Genomic DNA, 12,400 nt, shown 5'->3' on the forward strand with positions numbered 1-12,400 from the left:
ATTAATTATAACTATTTTAAACATTTATTTTTTATAAAAAATATGTATTAGTGACTTACAAATATTTTAATTTATTTTAATTAGATATCTATTTTTACAAAAAATAATCATTGCACAGCCAATTAATATTTTTAATTTTGATTAGTATTTGTTATATTATTGAAAAGTTTTAATATATTTTAAGCTATCAATATTTTTAAAACATATATGTTTATATAATTATTTTATTTATTTTTCATTGAAAATTCAAAAAATTGATATATTAGTATGTATAAATATAAGATAAGTTGATATTGTATATATAAAATTATTATTTATCAATGTTTAATTATTAATTATATAATTCTAATCATATTATTCTATTTAATTTATTACTTCATAATCTAAAGGAGTTGAATTTTTGTACTTTGGAAAACATATGTCTGTATGGGTTGATACTGATGATTCAGTTGATTATGCTGAACTTAAAGGCGAAAAAGAAGTAGATGTAGCTATTATTGGGGGTGGAATTGCAGGAATGTCTATAGGAACTTTACTTAAACAAGAGGGCTTGAAAGTTGCTATAATTGAATCTAATAAAATAGGTCATTATATTACGGGAACATCAACTGCTAAAGTTAGCTATGCTTCACCTTTAATGTATAGTCATATTTTGTCTACATTTGGAAAAGAATTTGCATTAAAATTTAAAGATGCCTGTAGCAAGGGATTTAATAAAGTGGGAGAATTGGTAACTACATTGAATATTGATGCAGATTATAAGACTGTTCCATTTTATATTTTATCTGATGGTCAAAATAGCTTAAAATTATTTGAAAAGGAACTTGAAGCATTAAATGAATTGAATATTGATGGTGACATAGTTAATAATGTTCCTTTCCCATTTGAAAGAAATAAAAATGCTTTAGTCTATGAAAATCAAGGAGAAATCCATCCTTTTAAATATTTGCATGGTCTTGCAGATTATGTAAATGGTGAGGATTCATTTATTTTTGAAAATAGTAAAGTAATAGCCATTGAAAAAGATGGTGTAGATTTAATCACCTCAGAAAAAATTGAGGATCTTGATTATATTTACAAATATACTGATTCTAGTGGTAATAATGAAGATTTTAATATAGATGCTAATGATTTTAAAACAGTTATTACAAAAAATGGGCGAGTTAAAACTCGTAATATTGTAATAGCTACAAATTCTCCAATATTTGATCCAGATTCAGTATACAAACATCTGATTCAGAATAAATCTCATGCTTTGGGGTTTTATATAAGAAATAAATTTCCAAAATCAATGTTTGTAAGATTAGATCCTTTTTGTACTTTAAGATCAATAAAAACAGAGAAAGGAACGCTTGTTATTTTACTTGGGGAGCATCATAAAATTTGGGATACTGGAAGTAAATGGGATTTTTACAAGAAAATGAGGGATTTAGCTGAGGAGTTATTTGATGTTGAGTCATTTGAATACTTCTGGACAGGTGGAGATAATTTAACAGAAGACAGACTTCCTATTATTGGTGAAACATCTGAAAAAAGTATTTATGTTGTAACAGGATTTAATAGCTGGGGAATGGTAAATGGAACAATCTCTGGGATGGTTATTAGGGATTTAATACTTAAGTGTGAAAATAATTTTAAGGATATATTTGATCCATTAAGATTTAAAGATTTAAGTACTAAATTAAATGATGATAAAACAAATAAGTTTTCAAGTACTCAATTGGTTCATTGGGACTCATTAGGAAATAATATTGTTAATTTAGAATTAGATTCTGCAAAATTAATTGAATTTGAAGATAAAAGAATGGCTATTTATAAAGATGAATTTGCAAATGTCTTTGTTTTAGAAGGGCAATGTACTCATAAAACCTGTTCTCTTTGCTGGAATGATGCTGAGAGAACATGGGAATGCCCATGTCATGGATCAATATTTTCATACAAAGGAGAAGTTATTCATGGTCCTGCTGTAAAAAATTTAGAAAGGTTACTATAATTAAACTTCTAAATTCAACTTAACACTCTTTACCTTAACACTCTTTAAATTCAAAGTAACAATTAATTATTAATCTAATTCCTAATCAAAGATTTATTAGGTTTGTTTTTATTGTTTCTAATTTTTCAATTAATTCTTTATTATTTAAATAGTCTTTTTTTTCAGCTATTCCATGTAGTTTTATTGTTTCGATTATTTTAAATCCTACAAAATCATATAAATATTTTTTTTGGTTTTCAATATAGTTATTATAGGTATTTTCATCAGAATTTGCATAAGTATAGATCAATAAGACTTTTTTATCTTTAAATTCTCTTTTTTTATTATTATATAGTCCATATAATCTATCAATAAATAGTTTTGTTTGTGATGTAACTTCTCCAAAATATATTGGAGATCCAATAACTATAAGATCAGAATCATATAATTCTTTATATAAATTGACCATATCATCATCTAAATCACACCCATCATTTTCTTTACAATAATAACATGCTTGGCATGGGTTTATATTTAATGAATTTAATCTATGAATCTCATATTCATGTTTTTGCTCTTCTTCACTATTTAATAGTTTTTCAACTATTGTATAAGTGGTTCCATCTCTTCTTGGACTCCCAACAATTCCCATAATCTTCATAAAATCACTTCATATGCTTATATCAAATTATAATTATTTTTAATAGCTCATTAGATTCAACATGAGCTACTGTAGTTTATTTTCCATTAAATTAATTATAGATAAAGTTATCTACAACCAATTTCTATTAATTAATACATGTTTATACATTCTCTATTTTTATATTTTTATATTTTTATATTTTTATATTTTTATATTTTTATATTTTTATATTTGTTTTTGGTAAATATAATAATATTAGTTAAAAATTTATATTATGAATAATTGTAATAATAATTAATCTAATTTAATATTGTCCTTAAAATAAAATATTGTCCTTAAAATATATTTATGAGCTTAGGATGTGATTTTATAACTTTAAATAATAATATATATGGTGAAATGTCTGATGAAAGTCAAGACAAGTATAATAATGAGATTGTTAATAGATATGGTAATAAAACATTTAAAAAAGCTAATAATATTATTAAAACTATGTCTCAAGATGAATGGGAAAGTTATCAAAATAATCTTGATACTTTATTTAAAAATATTGCAAAATTAATGAGAAATAATAACTACAATTCAAAAAAAGTTCAAAAACTAATAGCTAAACACTATAAACTTACAAGTACAGTTACTAAAACAACTAAAAACTCATATATTGAATTGGCTAATTTATATTCTGAACATGAAGACTTTATAAAATTTTTTAACAATTATAAAAAAGGTTTATCCTCATTTATGGCAGAAGCAATGTTTTGTTACACAGAATCTAATGTTAAATAATTTAATTCACTTATTCTACTTAATTTAATTTTAGCTATTTTCATAATATCATAATCTTTTAATAATATATGATATTAAAGTTAAATCATGAAAGATGTTATAAAAGAAAAATTATTAATTGAAATAGATAAAAAGGATAATCTTCAATCATTATTTACTAAAACTGGAGCATTAGCATTGGAACATTATGAAGATTTAATTAAATTAGTAGGTGAAGATATTCCAGAATTAAATATTGAGGAAGGTACATTAACATGGGAAAATAACTTTAAATTTCCAGTACAGCTAATTGGAACGTTATCTCTTGAAACCAGTAAATGGAATTGGGCTTGGGATAATGAAGATGTGGGATTTCCTGAAAAATTGATTGAAGAATCTAAATTTATTTATGAATTGGGTAAAACTTATGATATTTCACAATTTGTGGAAAATGTTTTTGAAGTAGCTCTACAAGAAGCTCATATAATGGTTATGACAATTTCTGTCTTATTTGGAGACGATAGCTATTATGTTGTGGATTTAAATGGGATATTATTCTTTTTAACAATAAAATCTGATAAAATTGTTCATGAAAAGTCTGTTTCAAATTTTTCACAGATTTACAATGTTTTTTGTAAGAATTTTGATGTTAAGCCAAGACTTGCTTTTAAAGGTTACACTGAACTTAGTGGTTATCAATATAAGGAACGGGATGATTTCTCGGTTGCTAAAATTGATCAATCACGAGTTATTGTTGGTTTTAGTGAAAGAGGTAACTTAACTCATATTCAAACATTGGATTAATAAGTAAATAGCTATTAAAATATTACTCAATTAGTAGTTTTAATTTAAAACAGTGTTCAATTAGTAATTTTTAATTTTGTATATATAAATCTTAATGACTCAAATTTTGTTATCAAATTAATATTTTTTTAAAGGAGTTCTGATATTATGTTTATGGGTGCTTCAACTGAAGAAGGGAAATTAATAGCTGAAAAAAGTCGGATTATTGTTAAATCTTTAATTAAAGATCAAATTGAAGAAATTGATCCTACAGAGGCAGATATTATTGAGAGAATTGTTCATTCAACTGCAGACCCTGAATATGCAAAATTAGTTCAGTTCCATCCAAAATTTGTAGAAAATGCAATTGATTCATTAAAAGCTAATGAAGATATTTTAACTGATATTAATATGGTTAAATCTGGAATAACTCAATATGATGGTGATGTGGACTGTTTTATTAAAAATGATGAAGTTATTAAAATAGCTAAAGAATTTGATATAACAAGAGCTTCTGCAGCTATTCAGTATGCCAGTGACATTGGATTTAAAGGAATAATTGTCATTGGAAATGCTCCAACTGCATTATTCAAAGCTATTGAATTATTTGAAAGTAATAAATTAAATGTTAAGGCTATTGTAGGTGCTCCAGTAGGTTTTGTAGGGGCTGCTGACTCTAAAGAAGCTTTAATACATAGTAATATTCCAAGCATTGTTACAAAAGGACCTAAAGGAGGCACTCCTGTCGCGGTTGCGTCTATTAACTCATTAATCCGTTTGGTTAAACTTAATTATTAATTATTTCTATTTAAAGGTGATTTAATGAATTCAAATGAAGAATTATTCGTTCAATCTAAAAAATATCTTCCTGGTGGGGTTGATTCCCCAGTTCGTGCATTCAAACCTTATCCCTTCTTTGTTAAAAAAGCATCAGGTTCTAAAATATGGGATGTTGAAGATAATGTTTATACTGATCATTGTCTTGCTTATGGTCCATTAATTCTTGGACATTCTCATTCTACAATTGTTGAAGAAGTCACAAAACAAATAGCTATTGGAACAGTGTATGGTGCTCCAACAGAAAATGAAATTAAACTTGCTAAAATGGTAATTGATAGGGTACCTTGCGCTGAAATGGTACGGTTTGTTAATTCTGGAACAGAAGCTACTATGGGTGCAATAAGATTAGCTCGTGGATTTACAGGAAAAAATAAAATAGTAAAATTTGAAGGAGCATATCATGGTGCACATGATTATGTACTTGTTAAATCTGGATCAGGAGGAGCATGTTTACCTGATTCTTTAGGAATTCCAGAGGATACAACAAAAAATACATTATCTTCTCCATTTAATAATAAAGAAAAACTACTGAAATTAATTGAAGAAAATAAAAATGATATTGCAGCTATTATTGTTGAACCTGTAATGGGTAATATTGGTTGTGTTGAGCCAAAAGATGATTTTTTAAAGTTTTTAAGGGAAATTACATCAGAACACGATATTCTACTTATTTTTGATGAAGTTATAACTGGCTTTAGATTAGAATATGGTGGAGCTCAACAATATTTCAATATAACTCCGGATATAGTAACATTTGGAAAAATATTAGGTGGAGGTTTTCCAATTGGTGCAATAGCAGGTAAAAAGGAAATAATGGAATTAATAGCTCCTTTAGGAAAAGTATATCAAGCAGGAACTTTCAATGGAAATCCAATTTCAATAACTGGTGGATTAACTACTTTAAAGGAATTAACTCCTCAATTTTATAAAGATTTAAATAAAAAATCAGAAAAATTGAGAAATAGGATATCTGATATTATAAATGATTTAGGCTTAGCTATCAAACCTGTAGGTTTAAGTTCAATGTTTCAATTATACTTTAACTCAGAAGATGTTTTCAACTATGATGATGCTAAAAAATCAGATGTTAATAAATTCAATGACTATTTTCATGAACTACTAAAAAAAGGAATATTTATTCCTCCAAGCCAATTTGAATGTTGTTTCATCTCTTCAGCGCATACTAATGAAGATTTAGAAAATTTAGCATTATCTATTGAATCTGCTTTGAGAACTGTATTTTAATTTTATTTTTATTATTCTTACTATTTTTACTATTTTTATTATTCTTACTATTTTTACTATTTTTATTATTCTTACTATTTTTATATTCCTATTTATATTCATAATCAAAATTATAAGTAATATAAATAAAATATATTAATTAATTTAAATATACTATTTATTTAATGATAAAAATTGTAGTAGGTTTAGGAGAAAATGAAAATATTAAGTTTGCTTGTGAAAGGGTAAAGGATATCCCTAACTTGGATATTGAAATAGTTACATCTGTTGATGACATCATAGATGCTTTCAAAGATGATGAAGTTGATGCAATTATTAGGGGTTCATTAAATTCATCTGTATTACTTAAACAAATTAAAAATTTTTCTGAAAGTGAGATAGTTAGAGCAACATATATTAAAGAAAAAATTGATAATGTTCATAGTAATAATCATGATAATCTAAATAACAATGCTTTTGAATTTTTATTAAGTCCTGTAGGGATTGACGAAGGAAAAAATATAGATGAGAAGGTTGAAATAGCTATTAAATGCTGTAATTTTATTAAATCTATTGGTAAAACACCTAAAATAGCTATTTTATCTTCAGGACGAAAAGATGATTATGATAGGTCTTCTTTTATCGATGATTCATTAAAGGAAAGTGAAATATTAACTAAAAAACTTAAAAATTTATTATATGGTAATGAATTAACTGATGATGATATATATTTGGGTAATACTAATGATTATCATATAAAAAATTATTATATATTAATAGAAAAAGCAATTAATGAGGGAAATAATATTATAATTCCTCCAAATGGTGTAATTGGGAATATAATATTTAGAACATTAGTTTTGCTTAATTCATGGCATAGTTATGGAGCTATTGCTCTTGGACTTAATAAAATATTTATTGATACAAGTCGAGATCAAAGTGTTGAGGGATACTACAGATCTATAAAATTTGCATATAATTTAGCTAAATTTAATCAAAAAGGGGAAGAATAAGTGCAATTAAGATTTTTATATCAACTTTATGAATGGTATATTTCCAGAAAATTAAATCAAAAAAACATGCCTAAACATATAGCTATTATAATGGATGGGAATAGGAGATATTCTAAGATTCAAGGGAATATTAATGTTGTTAAAGGGCATGAAATAGGTGTTGATGCATTGGAAAGGGTTTTAGATTGGAGTATTGATCTTGGAATTGAGATTGTCACAGCTTATGCTTTTTCTACTGAAAATTTTAATCGTCCTGATGAAGAGGTTGAGGGTTTGATGAATTTATTCACAAAGAACTTTAAAAGACTTGTAAGTCATGAAAAAATCCATAAAAATCAAGTAAAAGTCAAAGTAGTAGGTCGAGCTGAACTGCTACCTAAAAAAGTAAGAGAGGCGATTAAAGAAGCAGAAGATGCAACGGCTAAATATGATAAAAGACTTTTTAATTTAGCTATTGGCTATGATGGAAGATTAGAGATTGTTGATGCTATTAAAAAAATAGCTACTGAAATAAAAAAGGGTAATATAACCGAAGAAGATATTACTGAGGATTTAGTTAGTAAAAATTTATATACTGGTGGCTTAGATGATCCTAATCTAATTATAAGAACTAGTGGTGAAGAAAGACTTAGTGGTTTTTTATTATGGCAATCTTCCTATTCTGAATTGTATTTTTGTGATAGTCTATGGCCTGAACTCAGAAGAGTTGATTTTTTAAGAGCTATTCGATCGTATCAAGAAAGGGACAGACGATTTGGTAATTAAGGTTAAAACATAATGGTATTTAGCATAAATAATTTAATAAATAATTGAGGATTATAAAATGATTGACATACATTGTCATTTGGACTTTGAAGAGTATGATAATGATAGACATGAGGTTATCAAAAGAGCAAAAGATAAATTAAGAGCCGTCATTAACTCTGGAACTAGTTATGAGGGTAATAAAAGAGTTTTTGAACTTTCAAACAATAATAAAGGATTTATTTATCCTACTTTCGGATTCCACCCAACTAATTCAGGAAAATCCTCTGAATTGGATATTGAAATAGCTATTAATCATATGATTGAGTATATGGATGATATTGTAGCTATTGGTGAAGTTGGAATGGATTACTTTTATATAAAAGATAAAAAAGAAAGAGAAAAACAAATAGAAATATTTAAACAATTTGCTACTTTAGCTAATGATTATAAAAAGCCAATTGTTATTCATTGTAGAGATGCAGAAAAGAAAGCCTTTAATCTTATTCAAGAATTTGATGATATTCCTTCAGTTATTTTTCATTGTTACAGTGGTAGCTTAAAAACAGCTAATAAATTAGTTGATAATGGCTATTTCATGTCTTTTTCTAATATGTTATCTTATTCAAAACAACATCAAGACTTAGTTAAAGAAATTCCTTTAGATAATATATTAACTGAAACAGATAGTCCTTATTTATCAACTATTCGTGGGGAGCGTAATGAGCCTTATAATGTTTATAAAACTCTGAATAAAATAGCTGAATTGAAAAATATTGATTTAAATTTAGTTAATGAAATTACAGAGACTAATGCTATTGAAGTTTTCAATATTTAACTATTAAACTAAATTATATTACTTTATAATATCCTTATGTTCTATTAATCATATTACAACAAATTTCTATTTTTAAATACTTCTTTTGCAGCTTTTATTCCATTAATTGCAGCTGGAAATCCTGCATAAGCTGACATTTGCATTATTGTTTCAACGATTTCTTCAGGACTATTTTCAACGTTTAATGCAGCATTTATATGGTCTTTAAGTTGTGCAGGTGCTGTTCCCATTGCAGTTAATGCAGCCACTGTAAGTAACTCCCTTGTTTTCAAATCTAATGTGTCTCTGGTATATATCTCAGAATATGGGAATTCAACAACAAATCTACCTAAATCTGGAGCAATATCTTCTAATTCATCAAACAATGCTTCAATTTTATCTTTATTTGTAATTTTTAGTATTTCCATACCTTTTTCATATCTATTGCTCATGAAATCACTTTGTATTGTATTCATTCTATTTTTATTAACTTTGATATTTTTGTTACTTTAAATATTAAACATAACTTTATAATATTTGTTCATTATATTTTAATATATTATTCTTTTAATATACTATTTTATCATTATATTTTAATATATTATTCTTTTAATATACTATTTTATAATTTTGATAGTTAATAAAAGCATTTCTCATAATTGAAATGCTTATTTTTATAATATCTTTTGATCAAACTTTTTTTAAAAGTTTGTCTATAATTTAGAGGAATATAATGAAGCCTTACGTGATATTAAATGCTGCTATGACATTAGATGGTAAAATAGCTACAAAAACAGGGAGTTCTGAGATATCTGGTCTGGAAGATATTATGAGAGTTCACAAGCTTAGAAAAGATGTGGATGGAATAATGGTAGGAATAAATACAGTTTTAAGTGACAATCCTAAATTAACTACTCATAAAATATCTTCTAATGATTCTGATAATCCTGTGAGGGTAATTGTAGATAGTAAAGCTAGAACTCCTCATAATTCTAATGTTTTAAATGATTCTGCAAAAACTATAATAGCTATTTCAAAAGAAGCTGTTTTAGATGAAAATTATTTAGATAATGTTCATTTTCTTGAAAAATATGTGGATGTTTTTGTATCTGGAGAATATAAAGTTGATTTAAATGAATTAATGAAATATCTTTTTAAAGAAGGCATAAAAACTCTTATGCTTGAAGGTGGATCTACTTTAAACTTTTCAATGTTTAAAGAAGGACTTATTGATGAAATTAATATTTGTATTGCTCCAATGGTTGTTGGAGGTAAATATTCTAAAACTCTTGTTGATGGAGAAGGCTTTGGCTTTATGAAAAATGCAATTCCTCTTAAATTAAAGGATATATTACATGTTGGTGAAGATTTAGTTCTTAAATATGATGTTTTAAATATTAAGTAATATTTTACTTAATTCTTCTATTTTCTTTCATAATTAACTATTCTTATTTAATGGATTATTTAAAGTTTTTTAATTCTTTTTTTAATTAAATATAACTCCAATAATCATTAATGCTTTTGATTTATTTATTTTTTTAATATTATTTGAATTTAGCTATTTTTTATTACTATTTAACTTAAACATTTTTTAAATGTTCATGTTATCATGTTTCAATGATTAAAAAGCAATAATATCTTGTTTTCTTACCTTATTTTCTAAAAAATCGTATATGGTTTGGTTAAACCCTATACATATTCTTTTTAAATGATACAATGTTGATATTTTATCTATACTTATTACAGTTCTATTATATTTTATCTAACTCCAATTCAGTGAAATATTTTGATATTTTAAAGCTAATGGGCTAAACATATTGAATTTTCTGGAATCCTTTTTATTTAATTCTTATTCTTTTAAAAAACCTTATTTATATTCGTAATTTCTTTTTAGAAATACTTATAAGTAATTATGCCTAATATTAAAATTAACCATTGCAAAATTAATATTTTTTAGAAATTGAAACTTTATTTTTAATTTTTTAAATTAATTTTATTTATGCAGTGAGTAAGTTGAGGTGTAAAAATTACGGCGAAAAGAACTGCTTTGCTGTTAGTCATATTTTCTGCTATCTGCTTTTTTGCAATAAGCACAACATATGCTAGTGATGTCAATTTCACTGATAATAAGAATGTAAATATTGAGCAGGTCCATATATCGAGTGTTGAAAATAAGTTAACAACTACAAAGGATGTAAATACTTCAAGTGGCAGTAAAACTTTAAAGAAACCTTCTAGTAAATCTTCTTCTAAGTCAGTTGCTAATGCTGCTGGGGATTCAGGTAGACCAAAGTCTGTTTCTAAAGATGATATTATAAATGCATCTAAAAATGTATATAAATATGCTAGTAAAAATAAAAAGTTACCTAATTATGTTAAAATTAATGGTTATAAATTTACAATGCCCGAGTTCATGTATTTGACTTCACGTTCAGTATATTTTAAGTCTTTGAATAAAAATTTCAATGCAATAACTGTTAAATATAATATTAAAAATCCTACTAAACCTTTAGGGAATAATAAATATGGTAAGCTTTCAAAATCAAAGTCTTATGATTTGATTAAGCGTGTAAATTTATATATTTTAGGAAATAATAGAATTCCTAATTATGCATCTAGTCCTTTAGGAAAAATTAAGTATCAAAGGATTTTAATAACTGCATGCAGTGTTCTGATTCGTGATCAGTCATCATTTGTAATATATTCTCACAAAAACAAGATAAATAATTATTTACCTAGTGACAAGATTGCTAATCGAGTAGATTCTTCTAAGATTTCTTCTTCAAACCCTACATTTGTAATTAGTAAAAATAAAGGTTTAAATACTGAAGCAGTAGAATCTGATTTCACAAAGGATAGTTATCTTAAGTCTTCTAAAAAAGCTCAGTCTAATGATCCAACTATTAAAAAATTAGCTGATTCTTTAACAAATGGTAAAACATCTGATTACCAAAAAGCATTAGCTATATACAATTGGGTTAGAGATAATTTAGATTATAGTTTTTATTATGACACTAAATATGGGGCTAAAAAAGCATTACTCAAAAAAGAGGGAAATTGTGTAGATACTACTAATTTAATCGTTGCATTATCTCGTGCAAGTGGATTAAGTGTAAGATATGTTCATGGTAACTGCCATTTTTCAAGTGGAAGTACATATGGTCATGTGTGGGCACAAATCTTAGTAGGTAAGTATTGGATTGTTGCAGATGCAACAAGCTCAAGAAATAGTCTTGGTACTATAAAGAACTGGGACACAAGCTCTTATAAATTCAAAGGAATTTATGCTCAAATTCCATTTTAAATTGTTGGATATAAGATTTTAATTTTTGTTTAATCAGTAATTAATCTTATAGACTAATTTAATTTGTCAATGGCTATTAATAATTAAATATTATTAACAGCTTTTTTATTTATTTTTTTTAAATCTTTATAATTTTTCTTAATTTGTTATAACATTTACTTTATTTTGAGTTTTAATGTTGTTATTAATTTTTCTCAGATATTTTTTTATTTAATGAGAAGGCTGTGCAACAATTCAAAAATCTAATTTTTTAAATTTTGTTAATTAACTTAAAATTACATTTATAGAATTATAA

The 12,400-nt window shown here is 25.6% G+C and carries 12 protein-coding genes; 10 read left to right on the top strand and 2 right to left on the bottom strand.

Translation table 11 applies throughout. The features are described 5' to 3' along the window. The first annotated feature begins 400 nt into the window (after positions 1-400). Positions 401-1,993, top strand: a complete 1,593-nt coding sequence (locus MBFIL_RS09075) for an FAD-dependent oxidoreductase (protein WP_066973762.1) — start codon at positions 401-403, stop codon at positions 1,991-1,993. A gap of 85 nt (positions 1,994-2,078) precedes the next feature. Here the strand turns inward: MBFIL_RS09075 and MBFIL_RS09080 are convergent, their stop codons facing one another. Beyond that, positions 2,079-2,633 carry a flavodoxin family protein gene (locus MBFIL_RS09080; RefSeq protein ID WP_066973763.1) on the bottom strand — a complete coding sequence of 185 codons (555 nt, stop codon included), beginning with the start codon at positions 2,631-2,633 and terminating at the stop codon, positions 2,079-2,081. 381 nt (positions 2,634-3,014) lie between these two features. On the opposite strand from MBFIL_RS09080, the gene MBFIL_RS09085 reads away from it, so the two are divergent. The 7 genes from MBFIL_RS09085 (at position 3,015) to MBFIL_RS09115 (ending at position 8,822) form a co-directional block, all read left to right on the top strand. After that, positions 3,015-3,401, top strand: a complete 387-nt coding sequence (locus tag MBFIL_RS09085) for a TipAS antibiotic-recognition domain-containing protein (protein ID WP_169805524.1) — start codon at positions 3,015-3,017, stop codon at positions 3,399-3,401. An 87-nt stretch (positions 3,402-3,488) separates the two neighbouring features. Then, positions 3,489-4,184 carry a DUF6882 domain-containing protein gene (locus MBFIL_RS09090; protein ID WP_066973768.1) on the top strand — a complete coding sequence of 232 codons (696 nt, stop codon included), beginning with the start codon at positions 3,489-3,491 and terminating at the stop codon, positions 4,182-4,184. 147 nt (positions 4,185-4,331) lie between these two features. Continuing rightward, positions 4,332-4,961, top strand: coding sequence for a cobalt-precorrin-8 methylmutase (locus MBFIL_RS09095; RefSeq protein WP_066973770.1), 630 nt, complete (start codon positions 4,332-4,334; stop codon positions 4,959-4,961). Positions 4,962-4,985: 24 nt separating this feature from the next. Next, on the top strand, positions 4,986-6,248 hold the full coding sequence (hemL, locus tag MBFIL_RS09100) for a glutamate-1-semialdehyde 2,1-aminomutase (protein ID WP_066973771.1): 1,263 nt from the start codon (positions 4,986-4,988) through the stop codon (positions 6,246-6,248). Between the two features lie 164 nt (positions 6,249-6,412). Then, positions 6,413-7,240 carry a phosphate acyltransferase gene (locus MBFIL_RS09105; protein WP_066973773.1) on the top strand — a complete coding sequence of 276 codons (828 nt, stop codon included), beginning with the start codon at positions 6,413-6,415 and terminating at the stop codon, positions 7,238-7,240. Next, positions 7,241-8,005: a polyprenyl diphosphate synthase gene (uppS, locus tag MBFIL_RS09110; protein WP_066973774.1), complete on the top strand. Its 765-nt coding sequence runs from the start codon at positions 7,241-7,243 to the stop codon at positions 8,003-8,005. It abuts the gene before it with no gap. Between the two features lie 58 nt (positions 8,006-8,063). Beyond that, entirely contained in the window at positions 8,064-8,822 is a 759-nt protein-coding gene (locus MBFIL_RS09115; protein ID WP_066973777.1) for a TatD family hydrolase, read from the top strand. Between the two features lie 53 nt (positions 8,823-8,875). Here the strand turns inward: MBFIL_RS09115 and MBFIL_RS09120 are convergent, their stop codons facing one another. Further along, the gene (locus MBFIL_RS09120; protein WP_066973779.1) at positions 8,876-9,253 is read right to left on the bottom strand and encodes a carboxymuconolactone decarboxylase family protein; all 378 of its coding nucleotides are present in this window, start codon (positions 9,251-9,253) and stop codon (positions 8,876-8,878) included. 281 nt (positions 9,254-9,534) lie between these two features. Here MBFIL_RS09120 and MBFIL_RS09125 point away from each other — a divergent pair, with 281 nt between their 5' ends. Both MBFIL_RS09125 and MBFIL_RS09130 read left to right on the top strand, forming a co-directional pair. Continuing rightward, complete coding sequence (locus tag MBFIL_RS09125) at positions 9,535-10,206, top strand: 2,5-diamino-6-(ribosylamino)-4(3H)-pyrimidinone 5'-phosphate reductase (RefSeq protein ID WP_066973780.1); 672 nt, start codon at positions 9,535-9,537, stop codon at positions 10,204-10,206. Between the two features lie 642 nt (positions 10,207-10,848). Beyond that, positions 10,849-12,105, top strand: a complete 1,257-nt coding sequence (locus tag MBFIL_RS09130) for a transglutaminase domain-containing protein (RefSeq protein WP_066973782.1) — start codon at positions 10,849-10,851, stop codon at positions 12,103-12,105. Positions 12,106-12,400 lie beyond the last annotated feature (295 nt).

The sequence above is a fragment of the Methanobrevibacter filiformis genome (assembly GCF_001639265.1).
Lineage (GTDB): Archaea > Methanobacteriota > Methanobacteria > Methanobacteriales > Methanobacteriaceae > Methanacia > Methanacia filiformis.